At 71.8% G+C, this 17,358-nt stretch carries 18 protein-coding genes; 10 read left to right on the top strand and 8 right to left on the bottom strand.

The features are described from left to right. Positions 1–58: 58 nt before the first annotated feature. Together AWQ68_RS02095 and AWQ68_RS41930 are read right to left on the bottom strand one after the other, a co-directional pair. Positions 59–1,465 carry a hypothetical protein gene (locus AWQ68_RS02095; RefSeq protein WP_066933582.1) on the bottom strand — a complete coding sequence of 469 codons (1,407 nt, stop codon included), beginning with the start codon at positions 1,463–1,465 and terminating at the stop codon, positions 59–61. A gap of 127 nt (positions 1,466–1,592) precedes the next feature. Further along, positions 1,593–2,390, bottom strand: coding sequence for a CAP domain-containing protein (locus AWQ68_RS41930; protein ID WP_169808834.1), 798 nt, complete (start codon positions 2,388–2,390; stop codon positions 1,593–1,595). Between the two features lie 439 nt (positions 2,391–2,829). On the opposite strand from AWQ68_RS41930, the gene rplM reads away from it, so the two are divergent. Genes rplM through glmM form a run of 3 tightly spaced genes read left to right on the top strand, consistent with a single transcriptional unit; the run spans position 2,830 to position 5,185 of the window. Continuing rightward, positions 2,830–3,273 carry a 50S ribosomal protein L13 gene (gene rplM, locus AWQ68_RS02085; RefSeq protein ID WP_066933577.1) on the top strand — a complete coding sequence of 148 codons (444 nt, stop codon included), beginning with the start codon at positions 2,830–2,832 and terminating at the stop codon, positions 3,271–3,273. Positions 3,274–3,303: 30 nt separating this feature from the next. Next, a complete protein-coding gene (gene rpsI, locus AWQ68_RS02080) occupies positions 3,304–3,825 on the top strand; it encodes a 30S ribosomal protein S9 (RefSeq protein WP_066933573.1) in 522 nt (173 codons plus the stop codon). 1 nt (position 3,826) lies between these two features. Beyond that, on the top strand, positions 3,827–5,185 hold the full coding sequence (gene glmM / locus AWQ68_RS02075; protein WP_066933570.1) for a phosphoglucosamine mutase: 1,359 nt from the start codon (positions 3,827–3,829) through the stop codon (positions 5,183–5,185). Positions 5,186–5,242: 57 nt separating this feature from the next. Here the strand turns inward: glmM and AWQ68_RS02070 are convergent, their stop codons facing one another. From AWQ68_RS02070 to coaA, 6 genes are all read right to left on the bottom strand, one after another. Continuing rightward, entirely contained in the window at positions 5,243–5,959 is a 717-nt protein-coding gene (locus AWQ68_RS02070; protein WP_066933567.1) for an ABC transporter permease subunit, read from the bottom strand. Between the two features lie 120 nt (positions 5,960–6,079). Continuing rightward, complete coding sequence (locus AWQ68_RS02065) at positions 6,080–7,033, bottom strand: ABC transporter ATP-binding protein (protein WP_066933565.1); 954 nt, start codon at positions 7,031–7,033, stop codon at positions 6,080–6,082. Beyond that, positions 7,030–7,896, bottom strand: a complete 867-nt coding sequence (locus AWQ68_RS02060) for a hypothetical protein (protein WP_066933562.1) — start codon at positions 7,894–7,896, stop codon at positions 7,030–7,032. The genes AWQ68_RS02065 and AWQ68_RS02060 overlap by 4 nt, the downstream gene beginning before the upstream one ends. Then, positions 7,893–8,795, bottom strand: a complete 903-nt coding sequence (locus AWQ68_RS02055) for an ABC transporter ATP-binding protein (protein WP_066934242.1) — start codon at positions 8,793–8,795, stop codon at positions 7,893–7,895. The genes AWQ68_RS02060 and AWQ68_RS02055 overlap by 4 nt, the downstream gene beginning before the upstream one ends. Positions 8,796–8,876: 81 nt before the next feature. Next, positions 8,877–9,893, bottom strand: a complete 1,017-nt coding sequence (locus AWQ68_RS02050) for a DUF389 domain-containing protein (protein ID WP_066933559.1) — start codon at positions 9,891–9,893, stop codon at positions 8,877–8,879. 8 nt (positions 9,894–9,901) lie between these two features. After that, positions 9,902–10,825, bottom strand: coding sequence for a type I pantothenate kinase (gene coaA, locus AWQ68_RS02045; RefSeq protein ID WP_245655707.1), 924 nt, complete (start codon positions 10,823–10,825; stop codon positions 9,902–9,904). 240 nt (positions 10,826–11,065) lie between these two features. On the opposite strand from coaA, the gene AWQ68_RS02040 reads away from it, so the two are divergent. The 7 genes from AWQ68_RS02040 (at position 11,066) to AWQ68_RS02010 (ending at position 17,315) form a co-directional block, all read left to right on the top strand. Beyond that, a complete protein-coding gene (locus AWQ68_RS02040) occupies positions 11,066–11,416 on the top strand; it encodes a holo-ACP synthase (RefSeq protein ID WP_066933553.1) in 351 nt (116 codons plus the stop codon). 113 nt (positions 11,417–11,529) lie between these two features. Further along, entirely contained in the window at positions 11,530–13,035 is a 1,506-nt protein-coding gene (locus tag AWQ68_RS02035) for a bifunctional ADP-dependent NAD(P)H-hydrate dehydratase/NAD(P)H-hydrate epimerase (protein ID WP_066933550.1), read from the top strand. A gap of 59 nt (positions 13,036–13,094) precedes the next feature. Next, positions 13,095–14,270 (top strand): alanine racemase, encoded by a 1,176-nt coding sequence (gene alr, locus AWQ68_RS02030; RefSeq protein WP_066933547.1) that lies wholly within the window; start codon positions 13,095–13,097, stop codon positions 14,268–14,270. Positions 14,271–14,305: 35 nt separating this feature from the next. Beyond that, positions 14,306–15,358 (top strand): alpha/beta fold hydrolase, encoded by a 1,053-nt coding sequence (locus tag AWQ68_RS02025; RefSeq protein WP_066933544.1) that lies wholly within the window; start codon positions 14,306–14,308, stop codon positions 15,356–15,358. A 165-nt stretch (positions 15,359–15,523) separates the two neighbouring features. Beyond that, on the top strand, positions 15,524–15,979 hold the full coding sequence (gene tsaE / locus AWQ68_RS02020; protein WP_066933541.1) for a tRNA (adenosine(37)-N6)-threonylcarbamoyltransferase complex ATPase subunit type 1 TsaE: 456 nt from the start codon (positions 15,524–15,526) through the stop codon (positions 15,977–15,979). A 140-nt stretch (positions 15,980–16,119) separates the two neighbouring features. Then, the gene (locus AWQ68_RS02015; protein ID WP_066933538.1) at positions 16,120–16,752 is read left to right on the top strand and encodes a hypothetical protein; all 633 of its coding nucleotides are present in this window, start codon (positions 16,120–16,122) and stop codon (positions 16,750–16,752) included. 2 nt (positions 16,753–16,754) lie between these two features. Further along, positions 16,755–17,315: a class F sortase gene (locus tag AWQ68_RS02010; protein WP_066933534.1), complete on the top strand. Its 561-nt coding sequence runs from the start codon at positions 16,755–16,757 to the stop codon at positions 17,313–17,315. Positions 17,316–17,358: the final 43 nt, after the last annotated feature.

The following is a 17,358-nucleotide window of genomic DNA, read 5'->3' as shown; positions in this document are numbered from 1 at the left end:
TGCGCAGCCAGAGAGCGGCGTTTGTCCAGAAAGATCGGCGGAAAGATGGTTTCGCGGATCAGCCGTGTCCTCCGGTCAGCGATCTCGTGTCGAGCGCCGCGAAGACCGTCTTCTCCGTGATGTCCAGGGCCGCCTGGTAGAGCCGCTTCAGTTCGGTCTTGCTCGGATTGTGGCCGTCCTTGAACTGGAACCACAGCAGGATCGTGTAGTGGCCGTGGATCCAGCCGCCCGCGTACGCGTCTCCGGTGCCGAGGGACTTGCTGATGTCGTCGGTGCCCGGCAGCGGCTTGAGGAAGTCCTGCCGCTCCTTGCCGCCGCCCGCGGACGCCACCTTCTTGGCCGCGGTGGTGGTCTTGACGTTGGCGACGCCGATGGTCCCGATGATCTTTCCCGTGCCGTCCTTGTAGCTGGCGCGGATGAGCTGGGTGCAGCCTCCGGCCTTCAGAGCCTTGGTGATCTTCTCGCCGGAGACGCCGTCGGCACACTTCTTCTCTTTGTTCACCTTCGTCCGGATGTATGACCGGCTGCCGGCCGTGACCTTCTTCTGGCCGAAGAGTTCCGTGGCGGTGAGCGGCGTCTTGTCGGTCGTACGCGATCCGGCGTAGCCGTACTTGCCTCCGGGGGCGGGGGAGACCGGCGGCGGCGTGGGGGTCGGCTTCGGAGCGGCGCGTGGCGGCTCCTCCCGGCTCGCCGCGACCCAGAGACCGGCGAAGAGCGCGCCGATCAGCGCGAGCCCGGCCAGGCACAGCACGAGCGGCCGCCGCCAGAAGGGGACCGGTCCGTACGGGTCCCACGGCGGCTCGGACGACTCGGCGGCGCGCCGTTCGGCCCTGGACGGCTCGGCGCCGCGCCGTTCCGTCCGGGAGGGCTCGGCGGAGGCGGATGCCCGGCCGTCTCGCGGATCCGCGGCGGGGGGCGCGCCGGACTCCGTCCCGCTCGGCTGGGAGCCACCGGACGTGAGATCACCCGGCTGCGCGCCGGACGGGAAGCCGCCAGTGGGAGATCCCAGGGGATAGCCGCCCGGCTGCCGGGGCGGGGCAGCCGCTGGATAGCCACCCGGCTGCTGGGGCGGGGCGCCCGCGCCCGGCTGCCCGTTGCCGCCTGTGGGGTCTCCCGGGAGCCCTGCCGCGTTCCAGGGCGCCGTGCCCGGGTGTCCGCCCGAGGCGCCGTCCGGCCCCCAGCCGGCACCGGCGGGGCCGCTGGGCTGCGACGCCGCCTCGGCCCACGTTCCGGCCTGGCGACTTCCCGGCCGGCCACCCTGGACGCCGCCCTGGTCGTCGCCCGCCTGCTGCGGCCGTCGCCACGGATCGAACGCCGGGGCCCCCTGGCCCGGCTGCCCGAGCGGTCCGGGCTGCGCGGGCGCCGAGCCGTACGGCCGCGCCTCCGGGTGGCGGGCGGCGGTCGGCGGCTCGCCCTGGGGGAGGTACGGCTGGCGGTGTGGCTGCTGGTCGCCGGGATAACCCATGCGCTGAGATTAGCCGCGTATCACGGCAGATGAGGAAAGTCAGGAATAACCGGAGTGCTGGCTCGGCCACGCGGCGTCCGGCCCGAGATCGACGCCCACACCGGCCGCGACCAGCGGCGGAGGAAGATCAGGAGTAACCGAAGTCCTGGGTCCACCACGGGCCGCCCGGCCCCAGATCGACGCCCACACCGGTCGCGATCAGACTGCAGTTGAGGATGTTGCGCCGGTGGCCGCTGCTGGCCATCCACCCTTCGATCGCCTCGCGGGCGGTCTGGTAGCCACGGGCGATGTTCTCCGCGCCGCCATTGTGGTAGCCCGCCGCCTCCATGCGGTCCCAGACCGAACGGCCGTTCGGCGAGGAATGCTCGAAGGTGTTGCTGGCGGCCATCTCCTGGGAATGCAGGCGGGCGGAGCGCACGAGCCGCTTGTCGATCCGCATGGGCGCGCAGCCCCGCTTACGCCGCTCGGCGTTCGCCAGCCGTACGAGCTCGGCCTCCAGGCCGCTGAGGGCCGCGCCCCCCGCGCCGTCTCCGCCCTGGTCTCCTCCCAGCACGCCGGGGTCGTCGCCGTACCCGGGGCCGAAGGTGTTCCACTGAGACCCGCCGTCCGAGCCGTCGATCATGTTGGACGGCTTCCTGGTCGGCGGCCGGGTCGGGGGAGCCGAGCGGGTGAGGGGCGGCGGGCCCCCGGCCCGCGCCACATGATCGAGCGGTGGGCGCTGCCGGAGCGGGGAGCCGGACGTCTTCGAGGGCGAGGGCGACGGCTCGGAGTTGCGGAGATAGACCTGGTCGACGCCGCTCCTGGTGGTGATCCGGCCGATGACGACGCCGGCGAGCAGGAGGGTGACGGCGCAGGCGAGCAGGCCCACGTGAGTCCCGCGGCGGGGCGTCCGTTGGGGGTGCCGGGTGTGAGGGGGCTGCCACATACCGCAGTCAAATATAGGGATGTGCGGCGACGAGGATGAAGAGGAGCGAGGGATTCCTTCTCCCTGTGTTTCCTCGCGCGCTCCCTGGGTTTCCCCGCGCGCTCCCTGGGTTTCCCCTGCGCCGCGCGCGTTCCGCCGTCCGCGCGCCGGTGTCCCGGGTCTCCCGGCTCGGGTGTGCCGCCGACGTCCCGCCCATGCGACGCCGTCTCCGGCCCACTCCCTGTACGATCGCCTCGGCTCTCGCGACCTTCCTCGTCGGCATCGCGTTTTGACCAGGATGGCGGGGCCGGATAGTCTGCTGTTTCGTTGTGTGCACCGGTCCTCCTGTGACCTGTGCACGGCGCGTCCGGCGTCTTCTCCCATGTATGTGGAGACGGAAGGTTGCCGTCGTGCCTGTGCAACCTACCGTGAGTTCACATTTCCGACAGAAGGCACTGCCGTGCGCACGTTCTCACCCAAGCCCAACGACGTCGAACGTCAGTGGTACGTCATCGACGCCACCGACGTCGTGCTCGGCCGGCTGGCCAGCCACGTCGCGACCCTGCTCCGCGGCAAGCACAAGCCGATCTTCGCCCCGCACGTCGACACCGGTGACTTCGTCATCATCATCAATGCCGACAAGGTGGCCCTGACCGGCAACAAGCTCGAGCAGAAGAAGGCCTACCGTCACTCGGGTTACCCCGGCGGTCTGCGTTCCGTGACCTACGGCGAGCTCATGGAGAAGCGCCCGGACCGCGCCGTTGAGAAGGCGGTCAAGGGAATGCTCCCCAAGAACGCCCTTGGCCGGAAGATGGCGAAGAAGCTCAAGGTCTACGCCGGTTCCGAGCACCCGCACCAGGCGCAGCAGCCGGTGCCCTTCCAGATCAGCCAGATCGCCCAGTAATCGCCGAGCCAGGAAAGTAAGAGGAGAACCGTGGCCGAGCCCAACGGTATCGAGACGCTCGTCGAGGGCGAGCAGGACGAGTTCTCGTCCGAGGAGTTTCCCTCCGAGTACACCACCGAGTCCGCCCCCAGCGCTGAGGGCGTTGTGCGCCGCCCCATCACCACGGGCAACTCGTACGGCACCGGTCGCCGCAAGGAGGCCGTGGCCCGCGTCCGCATCGTGCCGGGCACCGGTAAGTGGACCATCAACGGCCGCTCGCTGGACGCCTACTTCCCGAACAAGGTCCACCAGCAGATCGTCAACGAGCCCTTCGTGACGCTCGGCGCCGAGGACCAGTTCGACATCATCGCCCGCATCGACGGCGGCGGCGTGACCGGCCAGGCCGGCGCCCTGCGCATGGGCCTGTCCCGCGCGCTCGCCATCCTGGACGCCGAGACCAACCGGCCTCCGCTCAAGAAGGCCGGCTTCCTGACCCGTGACGCTCGGGCCAAGGAGCGGAAGAAGTACGGCCTCAAGAAGGCCCGCAAGGCTCCGCAGTACAGCAAGCGTTAAGTTGGGGCGCCTTTTCGGCACCGACGGGGTCCGTGGGGTCGCGGGTCGCGACCTCACGGCCGAGCTGGCCATGGACCTGTCCGTGGCGGCGGCTCATGTCCTCGGCGATGCCGGGGCGTTCCACGCGAGCGTCGGGCGGCGTGGCCGCCCGATCGCCGTCGTAGGCCGGGACCCGCGAGCTTCAGGAGAGTTCCTGGAGGCCGCGGTCGTCGCCGGCCTTGCGTCGTCTGGCGTGGATGTCCTCCGGCTCGGCGTGCTGCCCACCCCGGCGGTCGCGTACCTGACTTCGGCTCTGGGGGCCGACCTCGGGGTGATGCTCTCCGCGTCGCACAACCCCGCCCCGGACAACGGCATCAAATTCTTCGCGCGAGGCGGCTTCAAGCTGCCGGACGCCGTGGAGAACGAGATCGAAGTGCGGCTGGGCGAGAAGTGGGATCGGCCCGTCGGCGCGTCCGTCGGCCGGGTCCGCGAGGCGTACGGCGAGGCCGACCGGTACGTCTCGCACCTGCTCGACACCCTGCCGCATCCCCTTGACGGCCTGCGGGTCGTCGTGGACTGCGCGCACGGCGCGGCCCACATGGTCGCCCCCGAGGCGCTGCTGCGCGCGGGCGCCGTGGTGGAGACCATCGGCGTCGCTCCCGACGGGCTGAACATCAACGACGGCGTCGGCTCCACCCACCTGGACGAGCTGAAGAGGGCCGTCGTCGAGTGCGGCGCGGACGTCGGCATCGCCTACGACGGCGACGCGGACCGCTGTCTGGCCGTCACCGCCGCGGGCGACGCGGTCGACGGCGACCAGATCATGGCGGTCCTCGCGTCCGCCATGCATGCCGAGGGCCGGCTGCCCGAGGACACCGTCGTCGCGACCGTGATGTCCAACCTGGGCTTCAAGATCGCGATGCGTGAGGCCGGGCTGACCGTGGTGGAGACCGCCGTCGGCGACCGGTACGTGCTGGAGGCGATGCAGGCGGGCGGCTTCACCCTCGGCGGCGAGCAGTCCGGGCATCTCATCATGCTGGACCACGCCACCACGGGTGACGGGCTGCTCACCTCGCTGCACCTGCTCGCGACGGTGGCGAAGTCGGGCACGTCGCTGGCCGACCTGGCCTCCATCATGACGAAGCTCCCGCAGGTGCTCGTCAACGTGCGGGACGTCTCCAAGGCGAAGGTGCGCTCCTCGGAGGAGCTGGCCGCCGCCGTGGCCGTGGCGGAGGCGGAGCTCGGTGACGAGGGGCGGGTCCTGATCCGCCCGAGCGGGACCGAGCCGATGGTGCGGGTCATGGTCGAGGCCGGGTCACACGACCAGGCCGAGGCCGTCGCCGGCCGTCTCGCCGAGGTCGTGCGCGCCTGCTGCGCGTAACCCCTTGTGAAATGAGTGTGGCCTCCGCCGGACGGCGGAGGCCACACTCATTTGGGGTCACTCCTCGCCGGTCAGGGACAGGCTGCGCAGGCGCTGCCCGGCGATCAGCAGGGCGGCGACGGTCACGACGACGATCGCCGGTACGGCGAAGCCGATCGAGACGTCCGCCTTGAAGAACGCGGACGACGACACCTGGTCGGCGATCGACTGGGCCCACTGCTGGATCGAGAACGTGCGCGCCCCGGGCACGTAGCCGCCGACGAGGCCCTCCCAGATCAGGGCGTAGATGACGCCGATCGTCACGGCGTGCCGGGTGAGCACGCCGAGCAGCAGGAAGACGGCCGCGTAGGCGATGCCCGCGAAGAGGGCGCCCAGGGCGAAGCCGTACGCGATGCCGGACTCGTTCTGGACCAGCAGGTACGCCGCGAGGAACGTGGGCAGGGCGGCGAACAGCGCCATCAGGGACGCGGCCACGACGAACTTGGTGAACGCGATCACCGGCCGCGAGATCGGCTTCGACAGCAGATGCATGATCGTGCCGTCCTCGATCTCGGGCGCGATCACGCCGGTGCCGGCGACGAGCCCGAGAAGCGGCAGGATCGTGCCGACGGCGAACGACTTCATCAGCGTCACGGCCGTGCCCTCGCTGGACCCTCCGATGAGCCGGAGCAGTCCGGCCACGGCGATCAGCGCGAGCGGCAGCAGCACGAGCAGCAGGATCCGCTTGCGGCCGAGCATCGCCCGGTACGTGATGTCAGCTACGACGGTGTTCATTGGTCTCGCTCCGCTCGACTGCTCCGGGCGTCCTGCGCGCTGTCAGGGATGGGAGCCGCCGCGCGCGGAGCCCGGTGAGATACGGTTCCGGGGGTTCGTCCGGGTGGTCCCGGCCTGTGGTCACGCACGGGGCTGGATGAGGTAGGAGAAGACGCTTTCCAGGTCCTCGTCGGTGGGGGACACCTGCCAGAGGCGGACCCCGGCGTCGCGGGCCACCCTCGGCAGCAGCCGGGTGAAGCGGCCGAAGTCGAGCGCCTGCACCTCCAGACCGCCGTCCGTCAGGGAGACCGCCCCCGAGCTGGGGTCGGCGATCAGCGCGGCGGCCAGCCGCCGGTCGTCGCTGGAGCGGACCCGGAAGATGTGCGGGCGGTCGGTCATCCTGCGGCGGATCTCGCGGTAGTCGCCGGAGGCGGCGTGCCGTCCCGCGACCATGACCTCGATCTGCTCGGCGACCCGCTCGACCTCCTCCAGGATGTGCGAGCTGAAGAGGATGGTCCGGCCCTCGGCGCCCATCCGCCGGACGAGGTCCATCAGGTGGAGCCGCTGGCGCGGGTCCATGCCGTTGAAGGGCTCGTCGAGCAGCAGCACGTGCGGGTCGTGGACCAGCGCGGCGGCCACCTTGACCCGCTGGCGCATGCCCTTGGAGTACGTCTCGACCCGGCGGTCCTTGGCGTGGGTCATCTCGACGAGGTCGAGAGCGCGGGTCGCCGCCTCGTCGGGGTTCGGCAGCCGGTGCAGGCGGGCGGCGGACAGCACGAACTGCCACCCGGTCAGGAAGCCGTAGACGCCCTCCCGCTCCGGGACCAGGCCGATGTGGCGGTAGATGTCGTGGTTGCGCCAGATCTGCTGCCCGCCCAGCGTGGCGGTGCCGTTCGACGGAGCGAGGAAGCCCGCCATGATGTGCAGCAGCGTCGACTTGCCCGCGCCGTTGGGGCCGAGCAGTCCGGTGACGCCGGGCCCGATCGTCATCGTGACGTCATTGACCGCGACCACGTTGCCGTACCAGCGGGAGACCCCGGAGAGCTGGACGACGCCCGGCCGGGTCGCGACGGTGGGAACGGTGGTGACCGTCATGAGGAGGCCGCCTTCCGGTAGCGCGAGACGAGCGCCGTCAGCGCGAGAGCGATCACGGCCAGCAGGATCAGCGCCGACCAGGGACCCGCGGGGTAGCCCTCGCCGGTGGAGGGCGCGGTGCCGAACAGCGCCACCTGCACGGAGTCGACGAGGAAGATCGGGTTGATCAGCAGCGCCCATCTTGCGGCGATCTCGTGGCCGTTGGCCGAGAGCACGGCGAAGAACACCCCGGAGACCGCCGAGGTGAACAGGTAGAACGCGATCACCGAGGCGACCCCGAGCCCGCGCCTCGGCGTGAACGACGCGAGCGCCAGCCCGATCGAGGCCAGCAGCAGGGCGACGAGCAGGGCGGACACCACGGAGGCGATGTAGTCGCGGGTGTGCGGCGGGCCGGGCAGGTCCACCAGCAGCTCGCCGACGTACATGACGGTGAGCGGCACCGCGAGCAGCAGGAACAGCGCGGCCGTCATGGCGGCCAACTTGGCCCCGACGTAGTCGAGCACGGTCACGGGGCGGGACAGGTACAGCGGAAGCACGCGATAGCGCAGGTCAGGAGCCACCAGGTACGGCGCCTGCGAGGCCAGGAAGATGGCGAGCACGGCCTGCATCGCCACCGCGTACGAGGGATAGCCGATGCCGGACTGCTTGGCCAGGGCCATCACGGCGATCGACACCACGGCCGGCAGCATCATGATCGCGGCGAGCAGGAACGGGATGATCTTGGCGCGGGTCGTCCGGCCGAGGCCGAAGACGCCGCGCAGGCTGTGCAGGGCGAGGGCACGCGCCGCGTTCCCCCGGCCGAGCCTGGGCCCCTCGTAGTGCCGGTAGCCGATGTCGTGGATGATCGCGGTGTGCTCGGTCATGCCGCCGGCTCCTTGAAGACGTCCTCGATGCGGCCGCGACGCTGTTCGAGCCGGACGAGGTTCAGGTCGAGATCGCAGACGGCGTCGCGTACGGCGTCGAAGGTGCTCTCCGAGCGGACCTGCACGGTCAGGACGCGCCCCTGCACCGCCACCGCCTCGCCCAGCTCCGCGAGCCGGGCCGCGAGGGGTTCGAGCCCCTCCTCGACCTCGACGGCGATGGCCTGGGTGGCCTGGGTGAACTCGCCGATCGCGGACGAGCGGAGCAGGGTGCCGCCGTCGATCACGATGACGTGGTCGCACACCCGCTCGAGCTCGCCGAGCAGGTGGGAGGTGACCAGGACGCTGATGCCGAACTCGGTGCCGACGCGCCGGATCAGCGCGAGCATGTCGTCGCGGCCCTGGGGGTCGAGACCGTTGGTCGGCTCGTCCAGGAAGACCAGCCGGGGATCGTGGACGAGTGCCTGAGCCAGCTTGACCCGCTGCCGCATGCCGGTGGAGTAGCCGCCGATCGGGCGGTACCGCTCCTCGTGCAGGCCGACGTGCCGCAGGATGTCGGCCGCCCGCTCGCGGGCGGCGGTGCGCGGCAGGCCGGACATCTGCGCCATGTGCACCACGAACTCGGTGGCGGACACGTCGGGCGGCAGGCATTCGTGCTCGGGCATGTAGCCGACGACGCGGCGGATCTCCGGCCCACGGGTGGCGGCGTCCATGCCGAGCACCTCGGCCCGGCCGGAGGTGGCCGGGAGCAGGCCGAGAAGAATCTTGATCAGCGTGGACTTGCCGGCGCCGTTCGCGCCGACGAGCCCGGTGACGCCGGTGCCGACGGTGATCGAGAGCCGGTCGAGCGCCGTCACACGGGGAAACCGCTTGGTCAGACCCTCGGTTGCGAGGATTGTCATGATCCGCACACTACTCTCGGTGTACCCCCCGAGACCTCCATCAAGAGGAGGAGCCGTCCCTCATACCGTGGCGGGTGCGCCTCATCTTCTGGTGCCGGTGCGCCGCTTCCCGCCGTTGGTGCGGTGCCGTACGGTGGGGACCACCGGGCGCGGCGGCGCGGCGGGGGCCACCGGGACCCGGCCGCCGAGCCGCTGCCAGAGGAAGCGCTGCGCGAACAGGGTGGCGGTGCCGGCGGCGACCATGCCGGCGATGTTGACGGCGAGCTGGGCCAGCGAGTGGCCGACCTCGTCCCAGCGGCCGAGCGCCATCGCGACCGCCATGTAACCGGCGGCGGGGACCGTGGTCACCGAGATGAAGACCCCCACCAGGGCGGAGGACTTGCCGGCCGTGATCGAGAGCACGCCCGCCGCGCCGGCCAGCACGGCGACGATGAACGACCACTTGTCCGGCGAGACGATGAACCACACGTCCTGGTTGTGCCGCAGCATCTCGGGCTCGACCCAGCCGATGCCGCGCGACACGAACGCGCAGAGGAAGGTGACCAGGATGGCCGCGCCGAACCCGACGGCCAGCGTCCGCACCGCGACCGCGATCAGCCGCGGCTCGCGGCGCAGCAGGCCGAAGCAGATCGCGGCGACCGCGCCGAACTCGGGGCCGAGCACCATGGCGCCGACGATCAGGATCTGCGACGGGATGAGCACGCCGATCGCGGCGATCTGCGTGGCGATCGCCAGGAAGGCCAGGAACGCCCAGGTGATGCGGGAGTCGGCGGTCACGCGCTGGGCGAGCTGGTCCCAGATGACCGCGTCGTCGCCCTCGCCGGGGGCCTGCTCCTGTGCCTTCTCGGCGGCGCGCGAGATCGTCAGCTCGACGTTCTCGATCGCGATGGCGCCGTCCTCTTCGAGGCCGAGGCGCTTCAGCTCCTCGATGAGGTCGTTCGCCGCCTCGCGGGCCACGTCGAGCAGCAGCACGTCGCCCTTGGGGCGGCGCGCCGCCTTCGGCATCACGACGATGTGGGCGACCCCGGTCGCCCGCTCGACCGCCTCCAGCACCCGGTCCGTACGCCCGGCCGGGATGATCACGCGCAGATGCAGCACGACGACGATTATGTACGGCGCAGCCGGATGCGGCTGATGGAGTGGTCGGGGCCCTTGCGCAGGATCAGCCCGGCCCGGCCGCGGGTGGGCGCGATGTTGTCGACGAGGTTGCGCTCGTTGATGTCACGCCACACGTTCTTGGCGAACTCGGTCGCCTCCTCGTACGACAGGTCCGCGATGTGCGCGAAGTACGACTTGGGGTCGGCGAACGCCGTGCGACGCAGCTTGTGGAACCGGTCGATGTACCAGGACCTGATGTCCTCGTTCCGGGCGTCCACGTAGATCGAGAAGTCGAAGTAGTCGCACACGGCGAGGGACGTGGGCGGCGCGGGCTGCAGCACGTTGAGGCCCTCGACGATGAGGATGTCCGGCCGCCGCACCGTCTGGCTCGCCCCGGGCACGATGTCGTACTCGAGGTGGCTGTAGATCGGGGCGGTCACCTCCGGGGTGCCCGCCTTGACGTCGGCGACGAACTTGACCAGCGCTCGCCGGTCGTAGCTCTCCGGGAAGCCCTTGCGGTGCATGATGCCGCGCTCTTCCAGCACCTTGTTCGGGTAGAGGAAGCTGTCGGTGGTGATCAGATCGACCCGGGGGTGCTCGGGCCAGCGGGCCAGCAGGGCGTGCAGCACCCGCGCCGTGGTCGACTTGCCCACCGCGACGCTGCCCGCGATGCCCAGCACGTACGGCACGCGATCGTCGCGCTCGCCGAGGAAGGCCCCAACGGCGGCGCTGCGCTGCCGGGAGCCGGTGAAGTGGAGGTTGAGCAGCCGGGTCAGCGGCAGGTAGATGTCGGTGACCTCCGCGAGGTCGATCGGGTCGTCGACGCCGCGTAGATCCTCCAGCTCCGCCTCGGTGAGGGTCAGCGGCGTGCTCTTGCGGAGGTCCCTCCACTGGGCGCGGCTGAACTCGGCGTACACGTCTCCATCTGCCACGTCGGCCAAGCCTACTCAGCCGGTCGAAAACGTCTTCGGTCGGGAGCGGTGCACAGCCTGTGGATGAAACCGGTGGATTGCGGCCGCGGATTCCAGGAAAAGGGGTGGGGCTCCAAGGCGAGCGACCTCCGCATGTGGTCAAGGCGGCACAGAACGGGCGCAGGGTCACCCGGACGAGCCGGGCCGCGGTCCTCCGACGGGTCGGGGCCCGGACGGCCGGAGGGCGGGTAGCCTCGCTCTGTGATCGTGGGAATCGGAGTCGACGTCGTCGATGTGACCAGGTTCGAGGCCACGCTGGAGCGCACCCCCGCACTCCGGGAGCGGCTGTTCGCCGAGGCGGAGCGCGGGCTGCGCACGGAGTCGCTGGCCGCCAGGTTCGCGGCGAAGGAGGCGGTCGCCAAGGCACTCGGCTGCCCGCCCGGGCTCGCCCACACCGAGGCGGAGATCGTCCAGGACGAGAACGGCCGGCCCCTGGTCCGCGTCACCGGCGCGGCGGGCGAGGCGGCCCGCGCCCTCGGGGTCAAGAGGTGGCACGTCTCCCTGACCCATGACGGAGGCGTCGCCATCGCCTACGTGATCGCGGAGTCGTAGGCCGGTTCCGCGCCGTCTCTCCTCGACTTGGCTGGGATGGCCGGCGCCCTCCGCCATCACGCGCCGCGACCGGTCGTCGCGCTGGTGATCGTCCCCGGGATAGCGTCGAACCCATGCGGACCGCGTACACCTCCGACCAGATCCGGGCCGCCGAGCGGGCGCTGATGGCGCGGCTGCCCGAGGGCACCCTGATGAGCCGCGCCGCCTCCGGGCTCGCCTCCACCTGTGCCCGGGTGCTCGCCCGCGCCCGCGGCCGTGTGTACGGCTCCCGCGTCGTCCTGCTGATCGGGAGCGGCGACAACGGGGGAGACGCCCTGTACGCCGGGGCCCGCCTGGCCGCGCGGGGCGCGCGGGTGGACGCGATCCTCGCCGGGTCGCGCGCCCACCAGGGGGGCCTGGCCGCGCTGAGCGCCGCGGGCGGCCGGGCCGCCGAGTTCGCCCCCGGGCCGGCCCGCGAGCTGGTCGCCGCCGCCGACCTCGTCATGGACGGCCTGGTCGGCATCGGGAGCGCGGGCGCGCTGCGCGAGCCGTACGGCACGCTGGCCGGGCTCGTCGCGGACGCCCCCGGCCTCGTGGTCGCGGTGGATGTCCCGAGCGGGGTGGACGCGAGCACCGGACGCGTGGACGGGCCCGCGGTCCGGGCCCACACGACCGTCACGTTCGGCGCGTACAAGGTCGGTCTGCTGGTCGATCCGGGCGCGGCGTTCTGCGGGACGGTGGAGCCGGTGGACATCGGGCTCGGGCCGTACCTGCCGGACGCGGACGTGGCCGCGCCGACCGCCGACGACGTCGCCGACCTGCTGCCGAGCCCGGCGCACGAGTCGGATAAATACCGCAGGGGTGTCATCGGCATCGTGGCCGGGAGCGACACCTTCACCGGCGCGGCCGTGCTCGCCGTGGGCGGCGCCATACGCGCCGGGGTGGGGATGGTGCGCTTCGCGGGCGTCGAGGAGCCCGTCCGCTACGTCAGGGCCCGCTGGCCCGAGGCGGTCACGACGGTGCTCGCCCCCGGCTCGAAAGGCGTGCTCGCCGACGTCGGGCGGGTGCAGGCGTGGGTGGTCGGGCCGGGCCTCGGCACCGGGCCGCACGCCCGCGACCTCGTCGCCGAGATCCTGGGCACCGACCTGCCCGTCCTCGTGGACGCCGACGGCCTCACCCACGTCGCCCGGGACAGGTCGCGGCTGCGCAGGACAGGGCCGACGCTGCTCACCCCGCACGCGGGGGAGCTGGCGCGGCTGCTCGACGTGCCGCGCGAGGACGTCGAGGCGCGGCGGATCGAGCACGTCCGTCGTGCGGCGCACGAACTGGGCGCGACCGTGTTGTTGAAGGGGGCCACCACCCTGGTGGCCGAGGAGGACCGGCCGGTGCGGGTCAACTCCACCGGGACGCCGTGGCTGGCCACCGGCGGCACGGGAGACGTCTTGTCGGGCGTCGCGGGCGCCCTGCTCGCCGGCGGGCTGAGCTGCTACGACGCCGCGTCCTGCGCCGCGTACCTGCACGGGCTCGCCGGGCGGATCGCGGCGGCCGGCCCCGCGGGCGGCGTGCGGCCCGGCGGCGGGGCGGCGATCGCGGCGCTCGACGTGGCCGAGGCCCTTCCCGACGCGGTCCGCGCGCTGTGACGCGGGCCGTACGGTCTGACATGGCCCGACCTGTCGCGATCACCTGACAAACTGGAACGATGAGTTTCCCGATCGTCGTGGACACGAAAGACCAGGTCCGGACCCCTGCCGAAGCGAGGGTGGACCTCGCGGCGATCCGGCACAACGTCGGACTCCTCCGCGAGCGGGCGGCCGGTGCCGAGATCATGGTCGCGGTGAAGGCCGACGCTTACGGCCACGGCCTGGTCCCCTGCGCGCGGGCCGCCCTGGAGGGTGGGGCGACGAGGCTCGGCACCGCGTTCATCCGCGAGGCGCTGGCCCTGCGCGCCGAGGGGGTCACCGCGCCGATCCTCGCCTGGCTCATCACGCCGGACGAGCCGCTGGACGAGGCGCTGCTCCAGGGTGTGGAGCTGTCCGCGAGCGCCCCCTGGGTGATCGACGCGATCGTGGCCGCCGCCGCGCGCACCGGCCGCATCGCCCGGGTCCACCTGGAGGTGGACACCGGGATGTCGCGGGGCGGCGCTCCGCTGTCGGCCTGGCCCGCGCTGATCGAGTCCGCGCTGGCCGCGCGGGCCGAGGGCGTCGTCGAGATCGTCGGCATGTGGTCCCACTTCGCCTGCTCGGACATCCCCGGGCACCCGGCCATCGAGGCCCAGCTCGCCGTGTTCGGCGAGGCGCTGCGGATCGCCGACGCGATGCGCGTGCCGAGCGACGCGATCCGGCACATCGCCAACTCCGCCGCCACCTTCACTCTCCCGCAGGCGCGGTACGACATGGTCCGGTCGGGCATCGCCTCGTACGGACTGAGCCCGATCCCCGAGATGGGAGACTTCGGGCTGCGCCCGGCCATGACGCTCGTGGCGCGGCTCGCCCAGGCCAAGCGGGTCCCCGCCGGCTCCGGCGTCTCCTACGGCCACCTGTACGTCACCGAGCGCGAGACGACGCTGGCGCTGGTGCCCCTCGGCTACGCGGACGGCATCCTGCGCGGCGCCACCAACCGGGCGGAGGTGCTGCTCGCCGGCCGCAGGCGGCGCATCTCGGGCCGGGTCTGCATGGACCAGTTCGTCGTGGACGCGGGCGACGACGTCGTGGCCGAGGGCGACGAGGTGATCCTCTTCGGGCCCGGCACGCGGGGCGAGCCCACCTGCCAGGAGTGGGCCGATTCCCTCGGCACGATCACGCATGAGATCGTGACCAGGATCGGATCTCGCGTCCCGCGTGTTTACGCAGACGAGCGCGGAGATCAGGCGGACTAGGCGGACGGCGCGCAGCCGTCACGAGGAGGGCAGGAATGAGCACACGCCGCAAAGTCGGGATCGCCGGTGCCGTGGTGGGCGCCGCCTCGGCGGGCGCGGCGGCGGCGGCCATGGCGAAGCGGTACGCCGTCGGCCGGATACGGCTGCGCCCCGACCTTGAGGCGAGCGAGCCCTTCGGCGAGATCCGCGGCCGCGAGGTGACGCTGACCACCTCCGACGGCGTGCTGATCCACGCCGAGGTCGACGGTCCGGAGGACGCTCCCCTCACCGTGGTGCTGTGTCACGGCTACTGCCTGGCCTCGGACTCCTGGCACTACCAGCGGCGCGAGCTGCGCGGGTCGTACCGGCTGGTGACGTGGGACCAGCGTTGCCACGGCGCGTCGGCGCGGGCCGAGGCGAGCGACTGCACGATCGAGCGCCTGGGCGAGGACCTCGCGCTCGTGATCGAGAAACTGGTCCCCGGCCCGTGCGTGCTCGTCGGCCACTCCATGGGCGGCATGACGATCATGGCGCTGGCGGAGCGGCGGCCGGAGCTGTTCGACGACAAGGTACGCGGCGTGGCGCTCATCTCCACGTCGGCGGGCAAGCTGGCCGAGCTCACGCTCGGCCTGCCCGCGCTGGTGTCGAAGATCGTGCACAAGGCGGTCCCGTCGGCGGTGTCGATCATGCGCAAGCGCGGCGCGCTGGTGGACCGGGGGCGCGAGGCCGGCAACGACGTCGCCTTCCTTGCCCTGCGCCATCTCGGGTTCGGCGATTCCAAGAACGTCAGCCCGACCGTGGTGGACTTCGTCGAGTCCATGATCAGGGCCACCCCGTCCGAGGTGATCGCGGACTTCTACCCGGCGCTCATGTCCCACGACAAGCTGACCGCGCTCGACGTGCTCAACACCGTCCCCACCTCGATCATCGTCGGCGAGCGCGACTGGCTGACCCCGCTCGACCACAGCCGCGCCATCGCCGCGGCCGTGCCGACGGCCCAGCTCACCACCGTCCCCAACGCGTCACACCTCGTCCAGTTGGAGAGCCCGGCCGTGGTCAACAACGCGCTCCGCGAGCTCCTCAAGCGAGTCGAACGCGACGAAGCCTGATCCCCCGCCGAAAGGGCGCCCCGAGCCCGCGCGAGCACCATCAATCATTACGGCGCCGAGCCCGCGTGAGCGGAGCGAGCGCCATAGACACAGCCGTACAGTGAGTTACCGGTGTGGAAGTCAGGCGAGCGGCCGGGCGATCCCGGCCGAACGGAGGAGCGACCAGTGAGAACCGTCCGTACCACCGAGGAGACACGGGCGCTGGGCGCGGAGATCGCGGAGTTGCTGCGCCCGGGCGATCTCGTGGTGCTCACCGGGCCCCTCGGGGCGGGTAAGACCACGCTGGTGCAGGGCGTCGGCGAGGGGCTGAAGGTTCGCGGCCCGATCACGTCGCCGACGTTCGTCATCGCGCGGGTGCACCCGTCGCTGTCCGGTGGCCCGGCCCTGGTGCACGTGGACGCGTACCGCATCGGCGGCGCGCTGGAGGTCGACGACCTCGACCTGGACGCCTCCCTCGAGGACTCGGTCACCGTCGTGGAGTGGGGCGAGGGGCTCGTCGAGGGCCTCGCCGACGACCGCCTGGAGGTGCTCATCGAGCGCGGTGCCGAGGGCGAGGAGCGGCGAGTACGGCTCCGCGGGGTCGGCGAGCGCTGGTCCGCCGTCCCGGCGTCTCTGGTCTAGCCGAAACCCCCTCCCCGAGCAGCCGAAATCCGGTCCGATCCGGTGCCCAACTGATTCGTTCTGAATCACCCAACAAGAAGATCCTTAGCCATGGATTGGCATAGATTTTCGGGGTATACAGGGTCCGGAGGGGTGGTCGGATGATCAAGGTCAGGCTCGCTGTCGCCATGGGAACGATCCTGCTCGGCGCGCTGGGCTGCACCGCCGAAGCGCAGACGGCCGGATCCACCCCCTCCGCATCGGAGGAGCAGGCGTCGCCGTCGGCCACCGTGCCCCGTCAGGACATCCGGGTCACCGTCGAGCCCGCCAAGGTCGAGGGCGGCTCCACCCGGACCGTCCACATCACGGCGTACTGCCCGCTGCCGCAGGGCGGCACCGACTATCGCGCCACCGCGCGCTCGGAGGCGTTCACCGGCCTGGTGACGCTGGTCGCCCCCACTGACACGGCCTCGCCCGACTCGACTCCGGGCGTCCCGCAGGTCCGCGGTGGCGCCAACGTCCGGGCCGAGGCCAAGCCGGGCGGCTACAAGGTCGAGGTGCGCTGCGAGGCCACCAACGACATCGGCAGCGCCTCCCTCAAGGTCACCGGGAAGGCCGCCCCCGAGCACACGCCCACGAAGATCCCCACCCGCGCCCCGCACGCGGGCGGCGGCGGCACGGCGGCGGGCGCGCCCGAGGAGGACTCGGGCCTGCCCGTCGGCGCGACCGCGGTCGCCGTCGTCGTGGCCGCCGGGGTCGCGGTCGGAGTGGCGCGCAGGCGCGCGAGGGGCTGAATTTGGCCGGTTCGTCCCGGAAGGTGGTCATAGCCGGGATCGCCACCGGGTTGGTGTTGTTCGCGATGAGCCACCGGCAGGGTGAGCAGCCCGCCGCCCCGGTCTCCGCGATCGTGCCCAAGCGCATCGACATCCCCGCGCTGAAGCTGAAGGCCCCGCTGATGAAGCTCGGCCTCTCCAAGGAGGGCGACGTGGAGCTCCCGCCGTTCGACAAGCCCGGGACGGCCGGGTGGTACACCGGCAGTGCCGTCCCCGGCGACGGCGGTGCGTCCGTGATCATCGGCCATGTGGACACGAAGACCGCGCCCGCGGTCTTCTATCGGCTGCGCGAGCTGCGCAAGGGGCAGGTGGTCAAAGTGCTGCGCAGCGACGGCAAAACGGCCGAATACCGCGTCGACTCCGTCGAGCGGGTGTCCAAGGACGACTTCCCCGCCGAGCGGGTGTACACCGAGGACGGCCTACGCCTGATCACCTGCGGCGGCAGCTTCGACTGGGCCCGGCACGAGTACCGCGACAACGTCATCGTCTACGCCTCCCCGGCCGGGAGTGATCCTCGCGCATAGCGTCCAGGTCGCGCTTCTCCGGGACGGAGGGGATCCGACAGCG

The organism is Microtetraspora fusca (genome assembly GCF_001570365.1).
In the GTDB taxonomy this organism is placed as follows: Bacteria; Actinomycetota; Actinomycetes; order Streptosporangiales; family Streptosporangiaceae; genus Microtetraspora; species Microtetraspora fusca.
The sequence above is the reverse complement of the archived record's forward strand: the minus strand, read 5'-3'. Positions and strand labels throughout refer to the sequence as shown.